The organism is Polaromonas sp. CG_9.11 (assembly GCF_015752225.1).
In the GTDB taxonomy this organism is placed as follows: Bacteria; Pseudomonadota; Gammaproteobacteria; order Burkholderiales; family Burkholderiaceae_C; genus Polaromonas.
The window spans coordinates 1-22,172 of sequence record NZ_JADOVE010000029.1; the positions used below are offsets into that span (position 1 = coordinate 1).

The 22,172-nt window shown below is 63.4% G+C and carries 23 protein-coding genes and 2 pseudogenes; 9 read left to right on the forward strand and 16 right to left on the reverse strand.

All coding sequences use genetic code 11. The annotated features are described in order from the left end of the window. Positions 1-176: 176 nt before the first annotated feature. The 6 genes from IWX85_RS20780 to IWX85_RS18170 all read right to left on the reverse strand — a co-directional run bounded on the left by IWX85_RS20780 (position 177) and on the right by IWX85_RS18170 (position 2,811). The gene (locus IWX85_RS20780) at positions 177-311 is read right to left on the reverse strand and encodes a hypothetical protein (RefSeq protein WP_255529475.1); all 135 of its coding nucleotides are present in this window, start codon (positions 309-311) and stop codon (positions 177-179) included. Between the two features lie 282 nt (positions 312-593). Beyond that, positions 594-884, reverse strand: a complete 291-nt coding sequence (locus IWX85_RS18150) for a helix-turn-helix domain-containing protein (RefSeq protein WP_196870683.1) — start codon at positions 882-884, stop codon at positions 594-596. Then, positions 881-1,207, reverse strand: coding sequence for a type II toxin-antitoxin system RelE/ParE family toxin (locus IWX85_RS18155; RefSeq protein WP_036807836.1), 327 nt, complete (start codon positions 1,205-1,207; stop codon positions 881-883). The genes IWX85_RS18150 and IWX85_RS18155 overlap by 4 nt, the downstream gene beginning before the upstream one ends. Before the next feature lie 75 nt (positions 1,208-1,282). Beyond that, positions 1,283-1,771, reverse strand: a complete 489-nt coding sequence (locus IWX85_RS18160; protein ID WP_051984193.1) for a DUF1016 N-terminal domain-containing protein — start codon at positions 1,769-1,771, stop codon at positions 1,283-1,285. A 418-nt stretch (positions 1,772-2,189) separates the two neighbouring features. Further along, complete coding sequence (locus tag IWX85_RS18165) at positions 2,190-2,510, reverse strand: addiction module antidote protein (RefSeq protein WP_036807831.1); 321 nt, start codon at positions 2,508-2,510, stop codon at positions 2,190-2,192. Positions 2,511-2,514: 4 nt separating this feature from the next. Further along, a complete protein-coding gene (locus IWX85_RS18170; protein ID WP_196870684.1) occupies positions 2,515-2,811 on the reverse strand; it encodes a type II toxin-antitoxin system RelE/ParE family toxin in 297 nt (98 codons plus the stop codon). Positions 2,812-3,330: 519 nt separating this feature from the next. Here IWX85_RS18170 and IWX85_RS18175 point away from each other — a divergent pair. Then, a complete protein-coding gene (locus IWX85_RS18175; RefSeq protein WP_196870685.1) occupies positions 3,331-4,557 on the forward strand; it encodes a Fic family protein in 1,227 nt (408 codons plus the stop codon). On the opposite strand, the gene IWX85_RS18180 is transcribed toward IWX85_RS18175, so the two are convergent. Together IWX85_RS18180 and IWX85_RS18185 are read right to left on the reverse strand one after the other, a co-directional pair. Beyond that, entirely contained in the window at positions 4,554-5,006 is a 453-nt protein-coding gene (locus tag IWX85_RS18180; protein WP_196870686.1) for a DUF1016 N-terminal domain-containing protein, read from the reverse strand. The genes IWX85_RS18175 and IWX85_RS18180 overlap by 4 nt on opposite strands. A gap of 286 nt (positions 5,007-5,292) precedes the next feature. Further along, positions 5,293-5,505 carry a hypothetical protein gene (locus tag IWX85_RS18185; protein ID WP_196870687.1) on the reverse strand — a complete coding sequence of 71 codons (213 nt, stop codon included), beginning with the start codon at positions 5,503-5,505 and terminating at the stop codon, positions 5,293-5,295. Positions 5,506-5,791: 286 nt separating this feature from the next. Between IWX85_RS18185 and IWX85_RS18190 the strand changes: the two genes are divergently transcribed. Beyond that, positions 5,792-6,172, forward strand: coding sequence for a VOC family protein (locus IWX85_RS18190; RefSeq protein WP_036807826.1), 381 nt, complete (start codon positions 5,792-5,794; stop codon positions 6,170-6,172). Positions 6,173-6,227: 55 nt separating this feature from the next. Here the strand turns inward: IWX85_RS18190 and IWX85_RS18195 are convergent, their stop codons facing one another. The 3 genes from IWX85_RS18195 to msrB all read right to left on the reverse strand — a co-directional run bounded on the left by IWX85_RS18195 (position 6,228) and on the right by msrB (position 8,682). Beyond that, positions 6,228-7,187: a metallophosphoesterase gene (locus IWX85_RS18195; RefSeq protein ID WP_196870688.1), complete on the reverse strand. Its 960-nt coding sequence runs from the start codon at positions 7,185-7,187 to the stop codon at positions 6,228-6,230. Positions 7,188-7,564: 377 nt separating this feature from the next. Then, positions 7,565-8,185 (reverse strand): peptide-methionine (S)-S-oxide reductase MsrA, encoded by a 621-nt coding sequence (gene msrA, locus IWX85_RS18200; protein ID WP_196870689.1) that lies wholly within the window; start codon positions 8,183-8,185, stop codon positions 7,565-7,567. Continuing rightward, a complete protein-coding gene (msrB, locus tag IWX85_RS18205; RefSeq protein WP_036807821.1) occupies positions 8,182-8,682 on the reverse strand; it encodes a peptide-methionine (R)-S-oxide reductase MsrB in 501 nt (166 codons plus the stop codon). Before msrB ends, msrA begins: the two co-directional genes overlap by 4 nt. 313 nt (positions 8,683-8,995) lie before the next feature. Here msrB and IWX85_RS18210 point away from each other — a divergent pair, with 313 nt between their 5' ends. The 3 genes from IWX85_RS18210 to IWX85_RS18220 all read left to right on the forward strand — a co-directional run bounded on the left by IWX85_RS18210 (position 8,996) and on the right by IWX85_RS18220 (position 11,000). Then, positions 8,996-9,751 (forward strand): tRNA-uridine aminocarboxypropyltransferase, encoded by a 756-nt coding sequence (locus tag IWX85_RS18210; protein WP_036807818.1) that lies wholly within the window; start codon positions 8,996-8,998, stop codon positions 9,749-9,751. A 73-nt stretch (positions 9,752-9,824) separates the two neighbouring features. After that, positions 9,825-10,076, forward strand: coding sequence for a hypothetical protein (locus tag IWX85_RS18215; RefSeq protein WP_036812924.1), 252 nt, complete (start codon positions 9,825-9,827; stop codon positions 10,074-10,076). Positions 10,077-10,295: 219 nt separating this feature from the next. Continuing rightward, positions 10,296-11,000, forward strand: a complete 705-nt coding sequence (locus IWX85_RS18220; RefSeq protein WP_196870690.1) for a glutathione S-transferase N-terminal domain-containing protein — start codon at positions 10,296-10,298, stop codon at positions 10,998-11,000. Positions 11,001-11,038: 38 nt separating this feature from the next. On the opposite strand, the gene IWX85_RS18225 is transcribed toward IWX85_RS18220, so the two are convergent. Further along, positions 11,039-11,677 carry a class I SAM-dependent methyltransferase gene (locus IWX85_RS18225; RefSeq protein WP_196870691.1) on the reverse strand — a complete coding sequence of 213 codons (639 nt, stop codon included), beginning with the start codon at positions 11,675-11,677 and terminating at the stop codon, positions 11,039-11,041. 434 nt (positions 11,678-12,111) lie between these two features. Here IWX85_RS18225 and IWX85_RS18230 point away from each other — a divergent pair, with 434 nt between their 5' ends. After that, positions 12,112-12,945 carry a transglutaminase family protein gene (locus IWX85_RS18230; protein ID WP_196870692.1) on the forward strand — a complete coding sequence of 278 codons (834 nt, stop codon included), beginning with the start codon at positions 12,112-12,114 and terminating at the stop codon, positions 12,943-12,945. Positions 12,946-13,058: 113 nt separating this feature from the next. Here the strand turns inward: IWX85_RS18230 and IWX85_RS18235 are convergent, their stop codons facing one another. After that, positions 13,059-14,084 carry a sulfate ABC transporter substrate-binding protein gene (locus tag IWX85_RS18235; protein ID WP_370584327.1) on the reverse strand — a complete coding sequence of 342 codons (1,026 nt, stop codon included), beginning with the start codon at positions 14,082-14,084 and terminating at the stop codon, positions 13,059-13,061. 644 nt (positions 14,085-14,728) lie between these two features. Then, positions 14,729-16,846, reverse strand: a complete 2,118-nt coding sequence (locus tag IWX85_RS18240) for a D-(-)-3-hydroxybutyrate oligomer hydrolase (protein ID WP_196870693.1) — start codon at positions 16,844-16,846, stop codon at positions 14,729-14,731. Positions 16,847-17,276: 430 nt separating this feature from the next. On the opposite strand from IWX85_RS18240, the pseudogene IWX85_RS18245 reads away from it, so the two are divergent. Both IWX85_RS18245 and IWX85_RS18250 read left to right on the forward strand, forming a co-directional pair. Continuing rightward, positions 17,277-18,090, forward strand: a pseudogene (locus IWX85_RS18245) (aldo/keto reductase). A gap of 253 nt (positions 18,091-18,343) precedes the next feature. Then, positions 18,344-19,375, forward strand: a complete 1,032-nt coding sequence (locus tag IWX85_RS18250) for an SDR family oxidoreductase (protein WP_196870694.1) — start codon at positions 18,344-18,346, stop codon at positions 19,373-19,375. 54 nt (positions 19,376-19,429) lie between these two features. Here the strand turns inward: IWX85_RS18250 and IWX85_RS18255 are convergent, their stop codons facing one another. Continuing rightward, a complete protein-coding gene (locus IWX85_RS18255; RefSeq protein WP_196870695.1) occupies positions 19,430-19,999 on the reverse strand; it encodes a DUF427 domain-containing protein in 570 nt (189 codons plus the stop codon). A 42-nt stretch (positions 20,000-20,041) separates the two neighbouring features. Then, positions 20,042-21,073 carry a formylglycine-generating enzyme family protein gene (locus tag IWX85_RS18260; protein WP_196870696.1) on the reverse strand — a complete coding sequence of 344 codons (1,032 nt, stop codon included), beginning with the start codon at positions 21,071-21,073 and terminating at the stop codon, positions 20,042-20,044. Between the two features lie 282 nt (positions 21,074-21,355). Between IWX85_RS18260 and IWX85_RS20585 the strand changes: the two are divergent. Continuing rightward, a pseudogene (locus tag IWX85_RS20585) lies at positions 21,356-22,153 on the forward strand (alpha/beta fold hydrolase); the annotation flags it as partial. Positions 22,154-22,172: the final 19 nt, after the last annotated feature.

The window sequence follows — 22,172 nt, forward strand, 5'->3', positions numbered from 1 at the left end:
AGAGCCGCCGCGACAACCTTCAGGCCAAAGTCAACTGGCAGTTCACGACCAAGGATGCCCGCACCAAGCGCAAAAGGCTTTACCCGACAACTACAGCATGACGCGACACTAGCGGGGGTGGGGGATTTGGGCAGAAACTCAACGACCATATCTTTCGATCAATTTAGTGTGTCCTATCAGTCAGTTGACCGGCGCAGTAGCCTACTTGCTGTTTGCCCCTGTTGGGCAAGCTGGCGAATGCCGTCTTTGTCGCGGCTCAGGGCCAGGCGTTCGTACAGGCCGCCGTCAAACTGGCGTTTGAGTTTGCGCATGGTCCAGTCCAGGCTAGCCGCTTCAATTTTGTAGAAGTCGCGTTTATAGGCCTTTTTGATGCCCAGCAAGATATTGGGGGTCAGAGTCCAGTTAAATCTAAATTCTTATTATTTGCCGGACCTTATGGACGCCCCCGTCCAGCGCGTCAAGCGCCGAAATCAGCTTAAAACCTCCCCCTTATTTGCTCTCTAATTAATAGCTACCTGCGCCCGCATCTATTGCGCTAGCAGCCTGTTTGATGCATTTTCCGGTCACAACGCTGCCAGGCGGCCTTAACCGGTTCACTCAACCAGCTGCAGCTCAACATGAACCCGCCGCCCCAACGCGGCTGCGATATTCACCAGCGCATCGAGCGAGAAGCGCGAGATGCGGCCGCGCAGCAGATCGTTGATGCGCGGCTGCGTCACCCCGCACCGACTGGCTGCCTCGGCCTGCTTCCAATGGTTTTCCGAAATCAGCGCCGTGATCTTGTCCATCAGTTCGGAGCGAACCCGCAGGTTTTCTGCCTCTTGCGGGGTGTCGGCGATGGCGTCCCACACGCTGGCGTAGCGTTCCGTTTTTTCCTCGGTCATGGTGTACCTTTTTGTAGTTGGTCAAAGCGTGACTTCGCCAGTTCAATATCACTTCTGGACGTGGTCTGCGTCTTCTTCTGGAAGGCATGGAGCACATAAACCGCATCAGCCAGGCGTGCTGTGTAGATGACGCGAAAGGTGCCCGATTCGTCCCACACCCGAATTTCCTCGACCCCCTTGCCAATGGATGGCATGGGCTTGAAGTCGTCGGGCTGCATGCCTCGCTGAACGCGATCGATCTGGCGGCCCGCGTCCTGCCGTGCATCACTGGGAAACTCACGCAGACGCTTGAGCGAGTTTCCCAGGAATTGCACAGGTTTCATGTGAAGAATATATCCGTTTGGATATTATTTGACAAGCCTTGCGACGATTTGAAGCGGGAATGAAGAACATTGGCATCAAGGATGGCGGTAAACCGCAGCACTGTGACCGGTCCCGCCAATTAAAACTCCAGACCCAGGTGGCATCAGCCTGCAATCAAGCCATAGTGCCAGGCGTTCATACAGGCCGCTGTCAAACGGGCGCTTGAGTTCGCGCACGGTCCAGTTCTGGCTGGTGGCCTCGATTTCGTAGAAGTCGCGTTCATCGGCCTTCTTGATGCCGAGCAGAAAAACACAGTGCGACCAATTCAAGCTGAAGGGGCGTTCCGGCTGGAGAGAGGCTGGCTTCCATTGTCCAGACGCTGTCTGGACAATTGGCCTGCGCGCCTGGTAGGCAAGATAAAAGCTGCGTGCATAAGCGATATTGCTTCGCCCGAATCCTTTGCCAAATTCTGCAGTCAAGCGCTCCGCCAGCAAGGCCAGCAGTTCTTTTCCGTAAGCAGCCCGTGTCTCGCCTTGCTGCTCGTACTCAACAATGTGCCGGCCGATCTCGAAGTTGGTACGCACCTGCTACCCGCTCAACGCCACGTGCAACGGTGTTGCGGGCGGACAGGACCAGCGCGTGGATGCTGGCATAGAGGGCCGATTCCGCATCGGGTGCCGCAGGCGCCGTGCGAGACACTTTTTTCATCCCTTGTCCTTATCTAATTCGATAGCAGCTTGCGCAGTCTACGCAAGCGCAACAAGCACTTTTCATTCAAAACTTCGTCAGACTCTCCGCTTTGCGCCATCTTCCATTTCCCAGCCTTGCAATCCCTGCAAGAACCATTCAGCTCTTTGACGGTTTTCAAGACCTTCTTGAAGGCTTTCAACTCCGCCACCTTGAACATCTGGCTGCGCCCCAACGTTGAACTTTGGCTAAGCCGCCCGGCGGCGACGTAGCGCCGAAAGGTGGACAGGGAAACCTCCAGAAAACTCTTGCTGCTCAGCCTTGTGCCTGACGCGCACCGACATGGAACTGCAGGCCCAGCGCGTGCATGACCTTGACCACGGTGGCAAAGCTGGGGTTGCCTTGCTCGCCCAGCGCCTTGTAAAGCCCTTCCCGGGTCAGGCCGGTATCTCGGGCGAGCTGCATCATGCCGCGTGCCCGCGCAATGTCGCCGACGGCTTTGGTGAACAGGGCGGCGTCTTCCGGCGCTTGGTCCATGCAGGCCTGCAGGTACAGGGCGCAGTCTTCGTCTGATTGCAAATAATCGGCGGGCTCGAAGGCCTGAATGCCGAGTTGTGCGGCGACGGTGGGGTTCATCAAACTACTCCTTTAACAGTGTGACCATGTGCTGCGCCTTGGCAATATCGCGCTCCTGATTGGACTTGTCGCCGCCAGCCAGCGCGATGACCACGGTGAGGCCATCCTTCCAGCAATAAAGGCGGTAACCGGGGCCGCTATGGATGCGCAGTTCAACCACATCCCCGCCCACGGGCTTGCAATCGCCCCAGTGCCCCAAAGACAAACGGGCCAGCCGGGCCAAGACCTGTTTTTGCCCGACCTTGTCGCGCAACGTACTCAGCCATGTGTCGAAATCGGCAGTACGGAGGATTTGAAGCATTCAAAAATGTAATCTATGGTTCACGAATTGACAAGCCTTCTAATCTTTCAGCGCAGTAGTATGGGCAAAATTTAATCGGTGTAATCAGGGTCAGCATCCAATTAAATTCGACTTACACACTGCTACGTAAAACAAAATTCAGCGAAAAACCCGCTCAGCGCGCAGCCACTCTCGATGCCAAAGCTGCGGCAGGTATTCCTTCATCAACGCCTGCACGGCATCGGCCTGCAGCGCATCACGGCGGCGCTTCATCGGTTCGCGCGCGGTCTGCGCACGGCTTTGGGCTCAGGTCTTGCAATGAAACGCACCTGTACTTCGTACCTGTGCCCTGAACGGGCGCTGAAACACCGGGTGCGCGGTGGCTTCGAACTGACGACTTGTCGTCGTTAACTTTGTTTGTTCAATTTGCCATACAAGTGCTTGCGTCAAGGGCCAAACTCGAATCGCACTGCAGCGCGCTGAGGCGTATTTCTTAAAATACGCATCACTTTTTGAGCCGTATTACCTACAATGCGGCTCATGCCCAAGCCAACGCCCCCACCGACAGCACCCGCGCCACGCTGCATCTGGCAGCACGCTGCCTGGCCCAGGCTGGCGTTTGACGCCTTGGCGCTGGCGCCAGCGCTGGACCAGGCCCGGCTGGAGCAAGGCAGGCTGCTGGGTTTGCTGGAGGCGATTGACCTGGACCAGGCGCAAGAGGTGCAGCGCGAGTTGTGGGTGCAAGAGGCGCTGGCCACGGCGGCCCTTGAGGGGGAGCAGCTCAACCTGGCATCGGTACGCGCATCGGTGGCGCACCGGCTGGGCCTGGCCGAAGCGCCCGGCCATGACTGCCCTGCGGAGGGACTGGTGCAGGTGATGCAGGATGCGCTGGCCAACCACCGCGATGTGCTGACCTTGGACCGCCTGTGCCGTTGGCAGTCGGCCTTGTTTCCGGGTGGCACCTCCGGCATTGCGCGCATTGCCGTGGGGCGCTTGCGCGACCCTGCCGACGCCATGCAGAGCGTCAGCGGCGCGCTCGGGCGCGAGCGGGTGCATTACGAAGCGCCACCCTCGCGCCAGGTGCCGACGGAAATGGCGCAGCTTCTGGCGTGGTTCGAGGCCACCAGGCCCACCGCTCACGCGCCTGGGCTGCATGGCATCGCGCGGGCGGCGCTGCTGCATGTGTGGTTTGAGTCGATTCACCCGTTTGAAGATGGCAATGGCCGGCTGGGGCGCGCCCTGGTGGATAGGGCGCTGGCGCAAGACATGCAGGCGCACGATCCGGCGAGCCATGCCGCCCTGGTTCGCGTGTTTGGCATGGCCCGCCAGATGCTGAAAACCCGCACCGCGTATTACGACGGACTCAACCAGGCGCAGTGCTTGCACGGCGTCAGGCTTGATGCCGCAGCCATTGACGTGACACCTTGGGTGCACTGGTTTGTGCAGGCATTTACACAGGGCTGCATGGCCTGCCAGACGGTCGTGCGGCAGGCGACAGAAAAGGCGGTTTTCCGCATGAAGGCGGGCCAATGCGGCTTGAATGCGCGGCAGCACAAGGTGCTCGAACGTTTGCTGGACGCAGGGCACGTGGCGCTGGGCGGCGGTTTCCTGGGCGGCATGACCAACGAGAAGTACGCCAAGATCACCGGCACATCCAAAGCCACTGCGACGCGGGATTTGACGGACCTGCTGGCCAAGGGCTTGCTGCGCGTGGAGGGCGTTGGCAAGGCGACGCGCTACGCGGTGAACGTGACGGGGTGGCACTAACCTGCAATCAAGCCATAGCGCCAGGCGTTCGTACAGGCTGCTGTCAAACGGGCGCTTGAGTTCGCGCACGGTCCAGTTCTGGCTGGTGGCCTCGATTTCGTAGAAGTCGCGTTCATCACGCCTTCTTGATACCGAGCAGAAAAACCATAGTGCGACCAGCTCAGGCTGAAGGGGCGTTGTTCAGGCGCGGCCAATAGGTCAGACGCCGCCTGACCTATGCGGCTTTTGGAGGTGTCGAATAAGTCAGACGCTGTTTGACTTATTCGGTGGGCGTTGAGTAGATAAAACTGACGCATCAACTTGAGATTGGTCACCGAAAAGCCGCTGCCAAACTCGGCCGTCAGGCGTTCAGCCAGCCGCTTCGGCACTTCCTTGCCGTACTCCGCGCGACTTTCACCCTGCTGTTCATGCGCCACGACATGCCGGCCGATCTCGAAGTTGGTACGCACCTGCTACCCGCTCAACGCCACGCGCAACGGTGTTGCGGGCGGACAGGACCAGCGCGTGGATGCTGGCATAGAGGGCCGATTCCGCATCGGGTGCCGCAGACGCCGTGCGAGACACTTTTTTCATGGCTGATCCTGACTTAATTTGATAGCTGCTTGCGCAGACAGGGCGTGCGCTACAGGCCTTTTTTACTTAAATCGTAGCCTGAAAATCAAGTGCTGCGCAGCAGTATGCGGCAGTGGCCGCCTGTTTGGCCTCCGGCCTGTCCGGGTTGCGGCCCAACCGATGTCAGCGCCAGATGTAATGACCCTTCACCAGGTGGCCGTGTGATCGGTGGGCAGGCACCCACACCTTGTGCTTGTGGTTCTTTTTGTGATTTGTCACCTGGACGCTGTGCACTTTGGCGCTGCCTGAATCGAAATTGACCGTGCCCGCCTGGGCGGCTGACGCGGCGAAGGAAACGACCAGCGCGGCCAGCGAAAGAAATACTTTGTTGTTCATGTCAATGTCTTGGTGAAGTGTTGTGAAACCGTTGCGAAGCCTCTGAAGTATCAAGGGCCGGTGTAAAGACTTGAACAAGCAGAAAAATTAATATTGATAGCAGCCTGCGTAGTTAGGGCGTGTGCAAGCGACCGATTTAACATGAAAGCAGCCTCTGCCAGCCGATGGCGTGTGCCGCTTTGAAAGCCGCGCCCGGTGGCTCGGGCCAGCCAGGCATTGACCCGTTATCCATTACCATTCCCCCGGCCCTACTTCGCCCGCCACCGGGCACCCAACGGAGAAAACAATGTTCAGTCACGTCATGCTTGGTGTCAACGATCTGGAGGTTTCAAAGAAGTTTTACGATGCGCTGCTGGGCACGCTGGGCATCGGCCCGGGGGTTGCCAACAAGAACCGGTATTTCTACCGGGGCACTGCGGGCACGTTCGCCATCACCACGCCCATCAATGGCGAGCCTGCGACGCACGGCAATGGCAGCACCATCGGGTTTGACGTGGCGTCGCCAGAGCAAGGTGATGCATTCCATGCAGCCGGCATTGCCAATGGCGGCACGGACTGCGAAGAACCCCCCGGTTTTCGGGACGGCGCGGTCGGCAAGATCTACCTGGCGTATGTGCGCGATCCTGACGGCAACAAGATCTGCGCGCTGCACCGCCCGGCCAAATAGGCCACGCGGCGGCCCTGGTCGTGCGGAGCCGGCAAGCATGGCCTGCCACGGGCGACTACTTCTTGCGGCAGTCAAACGTCCCTTCGTCGCGCACGGCGTTGTCCACGTCAAGGAATCGCCACTTGGCGTTGCCGGCCGACAGCGACAAGCGCATCACGCCCAAGGCGACCGCCTGTTTCTCGCTGCCCGCACGGACCGTGGCGTGCGCATAAGTCTTTGCGCCGCCGGTGCCCACCACGAACGAGCGCATGCCGCCCGTGGCAGACAGCGTGCCGTCGGCGGTCATGGGGGCAAAGCGCTCGTACTGGTGCTCGTGGGCTTGCAGCACCACATCGGCCTTGGCCTGGTCCAGGATGTCCCACACGGCGGCCATGGTGGCGTTGTCGCCGTCGGGGGCCGAGGTGAACCGGGCATGGTGCCAGGCCGCCGCCACACAGGGGTTGGCGGTGGCCAGCTCTTTCTTCAGCCACTGTGCCTGCACTGAAGCGGCTGACGCATCGATGTTGCTGTTCAGTGCAAACACGGTCCAGCCGCTTTGGTCGATGCGGTAGTAGCCTGTGCGCTGTCCATCGGGGCTGGCCTTGGCACCAAAGTAATCAAAGTAATTACTGTTGCCATTTTCGTAGTCGTGGTTGCCTGCAATGGCGAAGGTTTTGTTGATAAACCGGCCCCAGGTTTTTTCATAGCAATCGGTGAAGCCCAGGCTGGCACCGAGCAAATAGGCATTGTCTCCAAGGGTCAGCACGTTGGAATTGCCGCCGGCACCGGCCAGTTGGCGCTCGATCAGTTGGGCTGTTTTTTCAGCACCCGAGTCGGATGCAGGTCGAAGAAAGCACTGTGCGATGTCGCCTGCCGTCATCAACTCCCAAGGCGTCGTGGGGTTGGCCTGCAAGACCGGAGGCACGGTGCCGCCGCCGTCGCCGCCCCCACACCCCACCACCGCCGCGCCTGCCAGCGTGGCCAGGAAACCGACCCGAACGGCCCGCATGATGCCCGGCCAAAAGTTATCGTGCATAGCGTGTTCTTTCTAAAGGATGACCTTGTGTGACGAGTTGCATGGTAACTGCCGGTTGCCATCAGGAAAAAGGCCGGTCCAAACGGGTCACGAATCCTGGCCAGCATGCCGTTGCCGATGCTGATGCCAACCAGCGCTTCCAGGCGCTGCGGCAGGGCCACAGGCAAATACACGCTGCCACCAATTTCCGCAGCCTTGCGGCGAATGCGGCCGCTGGCGATGGGATTCGCCATGAAGCCATCGGGAAAAGGGCATGCAGGGCAATAGGGGGGTGCGTGATCAGGCGCTCGGTAGCCAGGCGGCTGCAGATGTTGCCTTCTAGTTGCGCCGAGGACCTGAACAGGTGGATCAGCAAGCGGGGACTTTCCCGGAACTGCTCAGTTCTTGGTGCCCCAGACTTCGGCGACGCGGCTGTCCCTGCCGCACGTCAGGCGGTAATAGTTGTAGCGCAGCGGGTTCTTTGTGTAGTAGCTCTGGTGGTAGTCCTCGGCCAGGTAAAAGGCCGATTCCGGTGCGATCTCGGTATGGATTTCCTTCAGCACGCCGGACTTCAAGATGGCCGCCTTGCTGGCTTCAACCAGGGCTTTTTGTGCCGGGCTGTTGTAGTAGATGGCGCTGCGGTATTGGTTGCCAACATCGCAAAATTGCCGGTCCTTCACGGTCGGGTCAATGTGGCGCCAGAAGAAGTCGAGCAACACCGGGTAGCTGACGACGCCGGGGTCGTAGGTCAGCCGAACCGCCTCGGTGTGGCCGGTGCCGCCGGCGCTCACCGTCTGGTAAGTGGGGTTGGCAGTTTTGCCGCCCGTGTAGCCCGACTCGGCGGCAATGACACCCGGTAGTTTTTCAAAGTCGGCTTCCACGCACCAGAAGCAGCCGCCGGCAAAGATCGCCGTGGCTCTCTGGCCTGCTGAAGCTGGCACCGAGGGCGACTGCGCGCCGGCCTGGCCGACCAGCACGGACAGGGCCAGGGCGGCCAGGGATTGAAGCCAGTTTTTCATGTGCGCAACTCCGGTAGTTTTTCGCCTGCGGGAATGAATTGAAGCGCAACGCCGTTGTTGCAGTAACGCAAACCGGTGGGTTGCGGGCCGTCCTTGAACAGGTGGCCCTGATGGCCGTTGCAGCGGGCGCAGTGGTATTCGGTGCGGGGCCAGATCATGCTGAAATCAAGGCGCGTCTCGACCGCGTCGGGGATCACATTGAAAAAGCTGGGCCAGCCGGTGCCGCTGTCGAACTTGAGTTCGCTCTTGAACAAGGGCAAATTGCAGGCAAAGCAGACATAGCTTCCGGCACGCTTTTCGTCGTTCAGGGGGCTGCTGCCGGCGCGCTCGGTGCTGTCCTTGAACAGCACCGCGTAGTTGGCGGCGGGCAACTGCTGCTGCCACTCGGACTTGGATTTCATGAGTTTGGTCATTGCCATGGCAAGTTCACTGAAGGGGAGCACGGCCAAACCCAGGCTGGCCTGGGCAAAGCCTTGCAGGATTTTGCGACGCTTCATGTTGGCTCCTGTGACGGGGTTACGGGAATATCTTAAAAAACAGACCTGTCACTTCAGTCTGCCTTGTAGGGTTGTCCTGCTGGTGCGGGGATGCACGTGGCATACAACTCAAACCACCGGCCAGCACGCATCTGCAGTGGCCTGCCAGTTTAGACAACAAGGCCGCGCGGCGGCTTGGTAAATGGCAACAACCCGTTCGACAGCAGAGCCATTTCCAGCCAAAGCAGCGTTGGAGCCGAAGCGCGTCAGCGGGCCGGGGTGCGCAGGTGGCGGCGCGGCTTGCCGGCCGCCCCGCTGCGCTAGACTCCCGCCCATGCCCCATGCCCATGCCGTTTCCCGCCTGCGCACCGCGCGATTGGCGCGCAGCTCCAAACCCTTTCTGGCCCGTGGCGGGCCGCGCGGCGAGCGCTGCGCCGGTTGCCGACTGATTCCCAGCCACTGCCTGTGCGCGCTGCGTCCGGCCGTGCCGGTGCGTGCGGGGGTGTGCCTCGTCATGGCCGACATCGAGCCGCTCAAGCCGAGCAACACGGGCTGGCTGATTGCCGATGTGGTGGCCGACACGTTTGCCTTTGGCTGGGCGCGCACCGAGGTGGACCCCGCGCTGCTGGCCCTGCTGGCCGATCCGCAGTGGCAGCCCTACCTGGTGTTTCCGGGTGAATTCGTGGCGCAGGGGCGGGTCGTGTCACGGGTGCAGTCCGCCAATCCGCTCACGGGCAAGCGGCCGCTGTTCGTGCTGCTGGATGCCACCTGGCCCGAGGCGCGCAAGATGTTTCGCAAAAGCCCCTACCTGGACCATTTGCCGGTGCTCAGCCTGCAGGGCGAGCAGCTTTCGCGCTACCGGCTGCGCCGGGCCAAACGCGCCGACCATTTCTGCACCTCGGAGGTCGCCGCGTTGTGTATGGAACTGGCCGGCGAGCCGCATGCGGCGCAAACGCTGGAGGCTTACCTGGATGTGTTCACCAGCCACTACCTGAATGCCCGGCAGCAGCTGCCCGTGGAGGGGGACGACGCGGCGCACCAGCGCCTGCGCGGCCTGCGCTTGCCGGGCGGCAAAGGCGCTGGCGCCTGACGGCAAGTTGGCGTCAGCGACAATCGGCCCCACCTCCAAGCCAACCTCGCCCCACCAGAAAAGCAGCCACACCATGACCGAAGACCTGAACCGAAAGAACGAATTGAAGAAGATGGCGCTGTGCGACTCGTGCGCCGGCATCCAGCGCAACTGGCGCAAGGCGCCGGGACATCCCGAGCTCGTGCAGGGCGGCAACCGCCAGGAAAAGCGCGGCGCCAGCCTGGTCACCCTCACCAGCTACCGCTGCGACCGCTGCGGCACCGCGTGGGAATACGAGAACAACAAGGCCAACCAGCAGGCTGGCTGGTCGGTGGTGGGACGCTAGGCGGCCTGCGCTTTCAAAAGAACAACGGGCGGCGCCTTGGCAGCGCCGGGCGGGCTGTTTTTTTTCTGGGTGCCGACACCTGCGTCGCCTGCGCCACCAGGGTGGACTTGCGATGCACGGCTGCAGGCCAACGGCCTTCGGGCCAGAATGCGTGCTTTCGTGGGGCCTTCATCCCGCCTTCATCCCGCCTTCATCCCGCCTTCATTCCCAGGAACCCGAATGAACGATCTTGCCGCCTTTCCCGTGACCCGGAAATGGCCCGCCCGCCACCCTGACCGGCTTCAGCTGTATTCGCTGTCCACGCCCAACGGCGTGAAGGTGTCAATCCTGCTGGAAGAAACCCGGCTGCCGTACGAGGTGCACCTGGTCAGCTTTGAAACCCAGGACCAGATGACGCCGGAATTCCTGTCGCTTAGCCCGAACAACAAGATTCCGGCCATCCTGGACCCGCACGGGCCGGGCGGCAAGCCGCTGGCGCTGTTCGAGTCGGGCGCCATCCTGCTCTACCTGGCCGACAAGACCGGCCTGTTCATGGCACAGGACGCGGCCGGCCGCTACGAGACGATCCAGTGGCTGATGTTCCAGATGGGCGGCATCGGCCCGATGTTCGGCCAGCTGGGATTTTTCATTACGTTCGCCGGCAAGGACTGCGAGGACAAGCGCCCGCTGGGCCGCTACGTGGCCGAAGCGCGGCGCCTGCTTGGCGTGCTGGACCGGCGCCTGGAAGGCCGCGACTGGATCATGGGGCAGCACTACGGCATTGCCGACATTGCGACCTTTCCATGGGTGCGCAACCTGGTGGGCTTCTATGAGGCCGGTGAACTGGTGGGATTCGACGATTTCGCACAGGTCAAGCGGGTGCTGGCGGCTTTCGTGGAACGGCCGGCGGTGGTCAAGGGACTGGCCATACCGAAGCGGCCCTGACATTGAAGCTGAAAGGCGGGGCTCCGGCCCTGCCGGGCTTAATTCGCGGGCTTGACCCAGGTGAACACGCGCACCGGCGGCACGTTGACGACTTCCCACTTCTTGTCGGGCGTGCCAAGGTAAGGCGACATGAAACCTGAAACATGCGCGCGCACCTGGTAGGCGACAAAGCGCCCGCCTGGCCGCAGCGCACGGGCCACGCTGGACGCCACCCGGTCCGAGACGTCGGGCGGCATGGTGGAAAACGGAATGCCCGAGATGATCACATCCGGCGCGGGCAGCCAGCGCGCTCTCAGGAACTCGGCCAGGCGCTCTGCGCTGCCCAGTTCGACGTTGAAGCGCGGGTCGAGGATCGACGCATGCAGGCGCTGGTGAAATTCGGTGTCCAGCTCGATGGCCAGCAGCTGGGCGGTGGACGCCATGGCGCGCAAGAACGCCGAGGTCGTTCCGCCGGTCCCCGGCCCCAGCTCCACCACCATGCGCGCGTCGCCGATGCGCGCACTGCGCACCAGCCGCTGCTCGAGCTGGCGCGAACTCGGGATGATCGAGCCGACCTGCGCCGGGTTGCGCACAAAGCCGCGAAGGAACTGGAAGCTGTCCCGCCACTGGGCAAAGGCCGGACTGTCGGAAGGTGCGGCGACATGGCCTGCCTGCCCTTCAACGCGTTGCTGGTTCATGGTGCGAGTCCTGTCCTGGCGGTTGTGTTTTTGGTCGGCGCTGCGTTGTCGGCGCCAAGCCGTCTGCCTGAAGCTTCGCGGCAGCGCTGCCATGGGTTTTTATTCTGAAGCCCCCGTGTCCTGGCATTTGTCAGACGTTGCCTTGTCAGCATGGGGACATTCACGCCACCGAACCGGTTGGGGCGCAGCAGGCCGGAAAGGAAGCCGGAATTGGCGGGATTTTTGTTTGCTGTTTTTTTCATAGCAAAAAACCAATGCAGTCATGCGCAAACGCCTGTTTTCATCGATTTTTCAACTGCCAGCCATGCTGGTGGTGGCTGAAACAGAGCGCACCTGCACTGCAGACGGGTTTCAGCCTACAAGCCGGACAGGGCGGGCAGGCTAAGCTAGCGCTTTTAGCGCCTTTCCTGCCGTTCTTTTTTACCTTTTTCCCCATGAAGCTTAAAGCTGCCTGTTCCATCAGCATGACCGCTGCCTCGGATTGCCCCATGGTGGCGATGCTGCGCCCGCGCAGCGGCCAGACGCAGTGGGTGATCAGCGAACGCTACGACCTGCACCCCTGGGCGCCGGTGGACGAGTTTGCCGATGGCTACGGCAACCTGTGCCAGCGCCTGGTCGTGCCGCAAGGGCAGATGCAGATCAACGTCGAAGTGGTCATGGAGGTCGAAGACCACATCGCGGTGGCACACGACGCGCCCAAGACGCCCATCACCGAACTGCCGGCCGACGTGCTGCACTACCTGCTGCAAAGCCGCTACTGCCCGTCGGACATGATGCAGGACCAGGCGCTGACGGTGGTCGCCCGGGCGGCGCCCGGCTATGCGCAGGTTGAACAGATACGCGCCTGGATTCACGACAACCTGGAATACCGCTACGGCGTCAGCACCCCCAGCACCGACGCGCTCGACACGCTGGCGCATGGCGCGGGCGTGTGCCGCGACTTTGCGCATGTGGGCATCGGCCTGTGCCGCAGCCTGCAGATTCCGGCGCGCATGGTGGTGGGCTACCTGCACGGGCTCAAGCCGATGGACCTGCATGCCTGGTTTGAAGCCTTCGTCGGCGGGCGCTGGTACACCTTTGACGCCACGCAGGACGCGCCGCGCGGCGGCCGCATCGTGCTGGCCTATGGCCATGACGCGGCCGACGTGGCGTTTATCTCGGACTATGGCCTGCAGCCGCTGCAGCTCGACGACATGCAGGTCGAGGTGACGGCGACCGACAGCATCCTGCCGCCGGACTTCGCCCAGGACGACCCCGGCGGCGACTAGGGCGCAAGCACCCTGGCTGGCAATAGCCGCAATGGCGAATGCAGCGCTCGCATTCGCTGGCGCCAAACAGGTCCAGCAAGGAGCCGACAGCGCTCCAGCCAATGCGACACCACCTATTTCTTCAGGTAAATCTGGTCGAACGAGCCGCCATCTGCAAAGTGGTCCTTGTCTGCCTTGGTCCAGCCGCCAAAAGCTTGTTCAATGGTGAACAAATTGAGCTTGGGGAATTGCCTGGCGTACTTGGCCTGGGCTTTTTCGGAGATCGGGCGGTAAAAGTTTTTACCTGCGATGTCCTGTCCCACATCGGAGTACAGGTACTCCAGATAGGCCTGCGCCACGGCACGGGTGCCCTTGCGGTCCACGTTCTTGTCCACCACGGCCACTGGTGGCTCGGCCAGAATGCTCAGGGACGGGTAAACAATGTCCACTTTGCTGCCAAATTCTTTCTCCAGCAGGTGGGCCTCGTTCTCCCAGGAAATGAACACATCGCCCTGGTTGCGCTGCGCGAAGGTGATGGACGAGCCGCGTGCACCGGTGTCGAGCACTGGCACATTCTTGTACAGGGCCTGCACGAATTCCTTGGCCTTGGCGTCGTTACCACCGTTTTTGCGTTTGGCGAATTCCCATCCGGCCAGATAGTTCCAGCGGGCGCCACCCGAGGTTTTGGGGTTGGGTGTGATGACGCTCACGCCGGGCTTGATCAGGTCGTCCCAGTCCTTGATTCCCTTGGGGTTGCCTTGGCGCACCACCAGTACGATGGTCGAGGTATAGGGCGCCGAATTATGTGGCAGGCGTTTTTGCCAGTCCGGGGCAATCCAGCCGCCGTTTTTTTGCAGTGCCTCCACATCACCTCCAAGCGCCAGCGTCACCACGTCCGCCTCCAGCCCGTCAATCACCGAGCGCGCCTGTTTGCCCGAGCCGCCGTGGGATTGCTTGATGGTCACGTCCTGACCGGTTTTTGCTTTCCAGTGCTTGATGAATGCGGCGTTGTACTGCACATAAAGTTCGCGGGTGGGGTCGTACGACACATTGAGCAGGTTGATGGCCTGCTGGGCGCCGGCACCCCATGAAGCCGCAGCCAGTGTGGCGGCCAAGGCCATTCCCAGGAAGGGGCGGCGAAAAATGTGGCGATGCGCCATGGTCAACTCCAGAAAAATGCAAAGAAAAACTGTGACGGAGTGGATTCTGGTGGTTGTTCTATAGAACTGTAAATACTTAATTTTAATTTCCAAATAACTTTTTCATTGTTGGCGTTTGGACTCCATCTTGCTGTTTGATCCTTGTGATGGTGATCAGTTGCCCACACAAGCGGGTTCGCAAAACCTTGCGCCCTGGCAGGAGCGCGTCACAGGGGCAAACAGCCGGTACTCCATCGAGTGGTATTTGGGAATTGATACGGCGGGCAGTGCGCCATCCGAATTTCCAGCCCGTGCCGGTCTGCCTGAACTGCGCGCTGGCGACATCGCGGCAACGGACTTGCCCGGGCCCGCACAAGGTGCGCCGGCATTGAAGCGGCCATCGAGGGCGCGGGCGCCATGCTGCGCGACTTGCCGCCAAACAGCCCGGACGTCAACCCGATCGAGCAAAGCTGCGCACAGCCCAGGCCCGCACGCGGGAAGGGCTCTGGAGCGCTGCATTCGCCATGGCGGACAGTGCCCGTCAGGGTGATTGCGCTTTGGCAAAGCGGGCGCGCCGCAGGGTTGCCGCCAAGTTTTCAATCCCCATGAAAAAAGCCCGTGGCGCACAGGCGGCGCCACGGGCGTTGCAAGGGCCGGAAAAACGATCAGTCGGCGATGGTCAGCACGTTGTTGGCAAACGTGATCCGGTCAGCAGCGGCCGGCGTCGTCTGGATCGGCGGCACGTTGGCAGCGGTGATCGGATTGGCAGTGGCGCCGTTCAGGCCGCGCGGCACGGTGCGCACCACCTGGCTGGCCGGCAGGGCAGCGCCGGATTTCAGGTTGGCGTACATCATGTCCATCGCCTGGATGAAGTAGCGGTGCAACGGCACCAGGCGCTCGGCATAGCCCGGAAAGCCAAGGAAGGCGTCGAAATGCTGCGCATTGGCCACCTCGATGTACGACAGCCGGCTAGCCGTGCCTTCGACGATCTGGTTCATGCCGTAGTAAGGCCGGCCCGTGAAGGCCACCGGCAACAGTGTGTCGGCCCGGCCTTGCACGATCAGCGCCGGCTTGCCGCGCAGGTTGGCACTGCGCGCCACTTCCTTGATGCCCTGCTGCACGCGCACCGCATTGGCGCTGGTGCCGGTGAACAGCTCGCGCATGCACAGCGCGCCGGCGATGTTGTAGTCCTGCACATTGCCGGCCGACAGCGAGAACCCATCTTGCAACGGCCCGCCCAGGCTGAGGTTGTTGACGATGCTGATGCCAATGGTCGGCGGCACGCCGTTGGAGGCGCCGAATGAGGTCGCCAGCGAAGCCGCATTGACCGCCGTTAGTGCACCGGTGGTTGCGTTAGTGGCGGCAAAGCTGTAGCCGCACAGGTTGTCCTTGGCGCTGAAACGGCCATAGGTGTTGGCATACGTCAGCCCGACCGACAAGGTCGCGAACGAGTAGTGCGACGCCTGCAGCACATTGCTTTCGGGCTGCCAGCCGGCCGCCACCAGTGCGGCCATGGCGCTGGCGGCCTGCTCGGCGGTCGTGCTGCCGGTGACCAGGCCATTGGCCTGCAGGGCGCTGCAGCGGTTGGCAGCAACCGTTGCGTTGACGGTATTGAAGGCGTTCGTGGTGGGCGACACCAGCGCCGCGCAGGGCTGCAGCAGGTTGGCCAGCGTGAAATAGTCGTACAGCGGCTTGCCGGTGCCGACCAGCGTGGTCGCGCCGCGCTTGACGCTCAGCCGGCTGTCGGGCGCGAGCTGGACTTCGGGCTCGGCCACGGCCACGCCGCTGATCAGGCCCTGCGTGTCCTGCTCGGCCGCCGCCAATGCCGAGCCAGCGCCGTTGGACACGCTGGAGGCGATCACGATGGTGTTGGACGGGGTGAGCTTTTTCAGGTGCGTGACGCCGTCGCGGGCCAGGTCGCCGTATTTTTCATTCAGCACGAAATAGGCGAATTCGACCGACTGCAGCGTCCACTTGCCCCAGTCCTTTTCCGGATTTTGCTGCGAATGCGCGTGCTTGACGGCAAAGCGGTTCGGCGTGGCCACATTGAAGGCGGCGAGTTCGGCGGCGCTCAGGTCGGCAGTGAAGATCGAGTTCTTGCCGGCCGTGGCAGCGTCGGTGCGAACGCCGTTCTGCCCATTGACCGTATTGTTCTGCAGGTCGTGGATGCCGGTGCCGGTGCCCTTGTCGGTGTAGGCCACGGCGCAACCGTTCTTCAGGCCCCACTCGCCGGACGAGCCGATGGCGCCATACACGCCGCGCGAGCCGCTGGAGGTGCCGGTGACGATGCAGGCATTGGCCGGGTTGAAGGTCGCGGGCACCTGCACCAGCAGGGTGATGTTCTGCTTGCCGGTGCCGTCGTCCGAATAGGCGATGTACTCGGTGCCGGCGATCTTGCCTTCGCTGGTGCTGATGACGCCCTTGGCATCGACGTTCGGCCCGTACAGCGTGCCGTAGCCGCCGGTCGGCGTGATGTCGAGGATGGCGCGGTAGTTGTTGAAGATGGCGAGCCTGCGCAGTTCGGCGGCCGTGGGCTTCAACGGGTCGGCTGGCTTCAGTGCCGCCTGTGCGGGAACGTCGCCCAGTCCGGTCTTGCCCAGGCCGGCGGTCAGCAGGTCGTCGCTGTTGCCGTCATAGCTGGCGGTGACGATGGCGCCCAGATAGCTTGGCTTGAGGTTGGTGCTCTCGAACGGGTTGCTGCTGCCGCCGCAGGCGCTCAGCGCCAGCAGGGCAGCGGCCAGCGTGGTCAGTTTCAAAGGGATGTTCTTGCGTGGGATGCTCATGTCTCGCCTTCTTGTGTTGATTTGTTCGTTCATCGACGGTTCACGCACACCCGTTCCAGGCCATCTGACGCCTGGTGCCAGCTTGGTTCCTCAGGGATGCGAAGGCTCAGCAGCCCGAGGCGTCTCGGAGTCACATGCTGAGGCCAGTTGCATGATGGTCTGCAACACCGGGCGTTTCAATTCCGTATGACTACTTACCGGGGTAAGCGAGCTTGACGGCTCGGTAAAAAACACGCGACGCCATCTGGCTTGATTTCCGCAAAGTCGCCAAGGCCGGCGCCGGACCCGCCCAGCGGCGGCGGCCTGTGCAGCCCGGCCGGAGGACGGCGCATTGCCGCAAGCGGTCATCGGATTGAATGCCCTTGCCTGGCGTGGCTTTTGAAGTTCAGGCAAATTTCGCCCATGCCCCATGCCCCATGCCCCTTGCCCCATGCCCCTTGCGCCACCCCGCCCACCGGCGCCACTGCAGGCCATGCCCATGACACCGCCGATCGACACCCGCCCGATTCCCTCGACCGGCGAAGCGCTGCCGGTGATTGGCTGCGGCACCTACATCGGCTTTGACCTGGCGCCGCAAGCGCCCGGCCATGCCGAACTGCCGGGCGTGCTGGCGGCGCTGTTTGCCGCCGGCGGCTCGGTGCTCGACAGCTCGCCGATGTACGGCCGCGCCGAGAGCACCAGCGGCGAGCTGCTGGCCGCCGCCGGCAGCCGCGAACGGGCCTTCATCGCGACCAAGGTCTGGACCCCCGGGCGTGACGCCGGCCTGGCGCAAATGGCGCAGTCGTTTGCCCGACTGCGCACAGAACGCATCGACCTGATGCGGGTGCACAACCTGGTGGACTGGCGCGTGCAGCTGGCTTCGGCACGCGCCTTGCAGGACGCCGGCCGCGTGCGCTATGTTGGCATCACCCACTACACCGCGTCGGCCCATGCCGAAGTCGAGGCGGTTCTACGTGCAGAAAAGCTCGATTTCCTGCAGATCAACTATGCGCTGGACGACCGCGCCGCGGCCCAACGCCTGCTGCCGCTGGCGCAGGCGCGCGGCGTGGCGGTGCTGGTCAACCAGCCTTTTGGCGGCGGCGGCCTGCTGCGGCGCCTGGCCGGCAAGCCGCTGCCCGGCCGTGACCTGCGCGATTCCCGGCACCGGCCGGCCAGAGCACATGCAGGACAACCTGGCAGCGGGCCGGGGCGGCGTGCCCGATGCGGCGTTCTGGCGCCGGCATGGGGATTCGCTGGGGGCGTGAAGGCCGGCGACGGGGTTACAGCTACCAAATAGATAGCTGCTTGCGCTTACCCTGCTTGCGCTAAGGGCTGGTTTCGCTGTTCTCCAGGCGTCTTGCTCCAGCGGGTGGCGGGTGTCCAGTCAAAAAATGCCGGCCGCTCCAGGCACACACCATCCGCCGCCCGACACCGGCAGGCACCTTCGCCGATTGACAGCCGGGTTTTTGCACCGGACGATTCAACACATCAACCACCCCTTACTTCCAGGCCTGCTCCATGCTCAACACCTACCTCGACCATTTCCTGGCGCCCGTCGTCGTCCTGACCGGCGCCTCCAGCGGCATCGGCCATGCCACCGCCCTGGCCTTTGCGCGTGCGGGCGCGCACCTGGTGCTGGCCGCGCGCGGTCCCGAGGCGCTCGACAAGGTGGCGGCCGAATGCGTGCTGCTCGATGCCCAGGCGCTGGCCGTGCCGACCGACGTGACCGATGCCGACGCCATGCAGGCGCTGGCCCACGCGGCCATCGGGCGCTTTAGCCGCATCGACGTCTGGATCAACAACGTCGGCATCGGGGCGGTCGGCGCGTTCGATGCCACGCCGATGGAGGCCCACGCGCGCGTGATCGCGGCCAACCTGCTGGGCCACATGAACGGCGCGCATGCAGTGCTGCCGCATTTTCGCCAGCGCGGGCGCGGCACGCTGATCAACATGATCTCGTCGGGCGGCTGGGTTCCCGCGCCCTATGCCGCCGCCTACACCGCCAGCAAGTTCGGGCTGCGCGGTTTTTCAGAGGCGCTGCGGGCCGAGCTGGGCAGCCTGCCCGACGTGCATGTCTGTGAGGTCTACCCGACCTTTGTCGACACGCCGGGCCTGTTCCACGGCGCCAACTACACCGGCAAGCGCCTGCGCCCGCCGCCGCCGGTGCTGGACCCGCGCACGGTGGCCCATGCCCTGGTGGCGCTGAGCCGGGCGCCGCGCGACGTCACCGCCATTGGCAGCGTGGCGATTCCGGGGCGGCTGGCGCATGCCGTCGCACCCGGCCTGACCGCCCGCGCCACCCGCTGGCTGATGGACCAGGCGCTGGCGCGCGCTGACCCGGCGCCGGTCACCAATGGCAATCTGTTTGAACCGTCACGCGTGCACACCATCGATGGCGGCTACCGGACGCTGGCGGTCCGCGCCATGCCGGTGGCGGCGGTCGCGCTGGCCGGCGCGGTCGGGCTGGGGATACTCTGGGCCATGCGCCCGCGCCCGCGCCGGCCGCAGGACACGCGGCGGATGGCCGCACGGCCCAGGCGAGCGCGCTGACCCGCCGCCAGGATCACGCCCGGTTTGGTCCGCCGGCTGCCGGCCGCTCACCGTTCACCAGCCGCCTGAACCGGGTCCGCCCTTGAACGGCCCGACCACCTCGGGCGTGATCCAGCCGGCATAAAAACCGCCCGGCTGCGGTTGCACCGGGAGCCCGTCCACAAAGCAGTCCAGGTGCTGCGGATAAAACCCGAAATGGCCGGCCAGCGCTTCGTAGGGCGCCAGCGGATGCGCATACGACCAGGCCACGCGGCCCAGCAGGCCGCCGCCGGCCAGCGGCACCGACCAGTAGGCCGCCTCGCCTTTCCATTCACAGTGCGACGAGCCGCCCGCCGGCACCAGCCGGTCGGTGCGCACGTCCTGCGCCGGCAGGTAAAAGCCCGGCGGGCTGGCGGTTTCCAGCAGGCGCAGCGCCCGCTGGCTGCGGGCAATCTCCAGGGGGCCGGCCATCACGACCACTTCCCGGCCGTCAGCCACCAGCCGGGGCGGACGCGGATAGTCCCAGACCGACTCCTGGCCCGGACCGGCCGGCAGCGCAAAGGCCGGGCGTTCGCGGCCGACGTGCGGCCACAGGGCGGTGGCGCGGGCCAGGCGGTCGGCGTTGCTGGGGTTCATGCGGTTCATGCGTCGCTCCTGAAAAATGGGAAGTCATTGAATGAAAGCAGGCTATTTTTTCAGTGATTGACGCTCTGTGCTGTCCGCTTCGAGCAGCAGCCGCATGCCGACCAGGGTATAGCGGGTCTGCGCCGAATTCCAGTTGCGGTAGCTGCAGCGCGAATACAGCGCCCAGGTGTGCCAGGAGCCGCCGCGGCGCACGCGCACCGTGCCGTCGGCCGGGCCGGGCGGATCGGTCGCCGGCGAGGCGGCGTAATAGGCGTCGGCATGCCAGTCGGCGGTCCATTCCCAGGCATTGCCCAGCATGTCGTGCAGGCCGAAGGCGTTCGGCCGGAAACTGCCGACCGGCGCGGTGAAGGCATGGCCGTCAGAGCCCGGCTGCGCCTGGGCGCGCAGGGCCGGCCAGTAAGGGGCGGCATCGGCGTCGAAGGTGTTGGCGATCTGCAACAGCGACCCGGGCAGGTTGCCGCCCTGGTAGCGCGACGTCGATCCGGCGCGGCAGGCGTATTCCCACTCGGCTTCGGTTGGCAGGCGGTAGCGGCGGCCCTCTTTCTGGCTCAGCCAGCGGCTCATGGCCACGGCGTCGTTCCAGGTGACGTTGAGCACCGGGTGCGTGTCGTCCTGCGCAAAACCCGGGTGGCGCCACGAATACTTCGGGTCGCGGCCTTCAAACAGGTCGCCACGCCCCGAGGCGTCCAGGCCATGCGCCGGGTTGTAGCCATAGCCGCCGGTGCCGTCGGCGACCGATTCGGGCGCATGGCCCGAGGCCTCGACGAACTGGCGGAACTGGCCGACCGTGACCTCGTGCTGGCCCAGGAAAAAAGGCCGGCTGATGCGCACCCGGTGCACCGGCGCCTCGTCCGCCAGCTCGGCGAAGCGCCACGCAGCGTACTGCGGATAGTCGCGCGCCAGCGCTTGCGGGGTTTCGTCGCTGCCCATCAGGAATTTCCCGGCGGGCACCCGGACAAACTTCATGCCCAGCGAGTTTTCGATCATTTCGGGAACGGGCGGTGCAGGCCATGAGGCGCAGGACGCCAGCAGCAGCGGGCTGGCCAGCAAAAAAAGCAGGGTGGGTGGGTTCATCGTGTTTCAACATGTCAACGTGGGAGCACCACTCTAGGGCATCTGGCGGATGCCTGCCCTCACGAAGGTGCAGCGGGCGCAGTGCACGGTTCCGGAGGCGCACCGGCTGGAAAATTCAAGCATGCGAAAGCTGCGGCTCCAGCAGTGTCTGGCAGGTGTGGGAATTGCGCCTTTCCAGCTCAACACGTGTCCTAACGATTTCGCCAGGAATGTCTCTGGCCCATGGATTACTTCAGGCCTATGCTCCGGCCTGAAGGCCAGTTTTTGCACTGAATGCACACCATGACTGTCGAGCGGCGCCATCACGTTCAGGTCGCCGGAAGCGGTCCGGCTACCATTTTCTTTGCCCACGGCTTGGGCTGTGACCAGACCATGTGGCGGCTGGTGCAGCCAGCCTACGCCGGACGCTTTCACACCGTGACCTTCGACCTGGTCGGCGCCGGCCGATCCGACCTGTCGGCGTATGACCCCCAAAAATACAGCTCCCTTCAGGGCCATGCCGATGACGTGCTGGAACTCGTCAGGCAATTCGGCCAGGGTCCGGTGATTTTCATCGGCCATTCGGTCAGCGCCATGATCGGCCTGCTGGCCGACCTGACGGCGCCTGGCCGCATCGCGGCCCAGGTCATGGTCGGCCCCTCGCCGTGCTACCTCAACGATGGGGATTACACCGGCGGTTTTGAGCGCGCGGACATCGATGCCTTGCTCAGCAGCATGGACAGCAACTACCTTGTCTGGTCGAGCACGATGGCACCCGTCATCATGGGCGCGCCCGACCGGCCGGAACTCGGCGCGGAACTCGCCAGCAGCTTTTGCCGCACCGACCCGGACATTGCCAGGCAGTTCGCCCGCGTCGCCTTTTTGTCCGACCACCGCGCGCAACTGCCCCGGCTGACGACGCCCACGCTGATCCTGCAATGCAGTGACGATGTGATCGTCCCGGTCCCGGTGGGCCACTACATGCGCCAGGCGATGCCGCACGGCACGCTGGAGATCATCCAGAACGTTGGCCATTGCCCGCACCTGAGCGAACCGGGCGCCATCACCGAGGCCATCGATGCCTTCCTGGCCCGCCAGGGGCTGGCATCTCCAAACGCCG

Bases quoted from the DNA above. Each gene is read 5' to 3' on its own strand.
- IWX85_RS18250 (WP_196870694.1), top strand. From the start codon at position 18,344: ATGCTCAACACCTACCTCGACCATTTCCTGGCGCCCGTCGTCGTCCTG.
- IWX85_RS18190 (WP_036807826.1), top strand. From the start codon at position 5,792: ATGTTCAGTCACGTCATGCTTGGTGTCAACGATCTGGAGGTTTCAAAG.
- IWX85_RS18185 (WP_196870687.1), bottom strand. From the start codon at position 5,505: ATGAACAACAAAGTATTTCTTTCGCTGGCCGCGCTGGTCGTTTCCTTC.
- IWX85_RS18195 (WP_196870688.1), bottom strand. From the start codon at position 7,187: ATGCACGATAACTTTTGGCCGGGCATCATGCGGGCCGTTCGGGTCGGT.
- IWX85_RS18155 (WP_036807836.1), bottom strand. From the start codon at position 1,207: ATGAAACCTGTGCAATTCCTGGGAAACTCGCTCAAGCGTCTGCGTGAG.
- IWX85_RS18175 (WP_196870685.1), top strand. From the start codon at position 3,331: ATGCCCAAGCCAACGCCCCCACCGACAGCACCCGCGCCACGCTGCATC.
- IWX85_RS18240 (WP_196870693.1), bottom strand. From the start codon at position 16,846: ATGAGCATCCCACGCAAGAACATCCCTTTGAAACTGACCACGCTGGCC.
- IWX85_RS18235 (WP_370584327.1), bottom strand. From the start codon at position 14,084: ATGGCGCATCGCCACATTTTTCGCCGCCCCTTCCTGGGAATGGCCTTG.
- msrB (WP_036807821.1), bottom strand. From the start codon at position 8,682: ATGAAGCGTCGCAAAATCCTGCAAGGCTTTGCCCAGGCCAGCCTGGGT.
- IWX85_RS18260 (WP_196870696.1), bottom strand. From the start codon at position 21,073: ATGAACCCACCCACCCTGCTTTTTTTGCTGGCCAGCCCGCTGCTGCTG.
- IWX85_RS18215 (WP_036812924.1), top strand. From the start codon at position 9,825: ATGACCGAAGACCTGAACCGAAAGAACGAATTGAAGAAGATGGCGCTG.
- IWX85_RS18225 (WP_196870691.1), bottom strand. From the start codon at position 11,677: ATGAACCAGCAACGCGTTGAAGGGCAGGCAGGCCATGTCGCCGCACCT.
- IWX85_RS20780 (WP_255529475.1), bottom strand. From the start codon at position 311: ATGCGCAAACTCAAACGCCAGTTTGACGGCGGCCTGTACGAACGCCTG.
- IWX85_RS18150 (WP_196870683.1), bottom strand. From the start codon at position 884: ATGACCGAGGAAAAAACGGAACGCTACGCCAGCGTGTGGGACGCCATC.
- IWX85_RS18165 (WP_036807831.1), bottom strand. From the start codon at position 2,510: ATGAACCCCACCGTCGCCGCACAACTCGGCATTCAGGCCTTCGAGCCC.
- msrA (WP_196870689.1), bottom strand. From the start codon at position 8,185: ATGAAAAACTGGCTTCAATCCCTGGCCGCCCTGGCCCTGTCCGTGCTG.
- IWX85_RS18220 (WP_196870690.1), top strand. From the start codon at position 10,296: ATGAACGATCTTGCCGCCTTTCCCGTGACCCGGAAATGGCCCGCCCGC.
- IWX85_RS18255 (WP_196870695.1), bottom strand. From the start codon at position 19,999: ATGAACCGCATGAACCCCAGCAACGCCGACCGCCTGGCCCGCGCCACC.
- IWX85_RS18230 (WP_196870692.1), top strand. From the start codon at position 12,112: ATGAAGCTTAAAGCTGCCTGTTCCATCAGCATGACCGCTGCCTCGGAT.
- IWX85_RS18170 (WP_196870684.1), bottom strand. From the start codon at position 2,811: ATGCTTCAAATCCTCCGTACTGCCGATTTCGACACATGGCTGAGTACG.
- IWX85_RS18210 (WP_036807818.1), top strand. From the start codon at position 8,996: ATGCCCCATGCCCATGCCGTTTCCCGCCTGCGCACCGCGCGATTGGCG.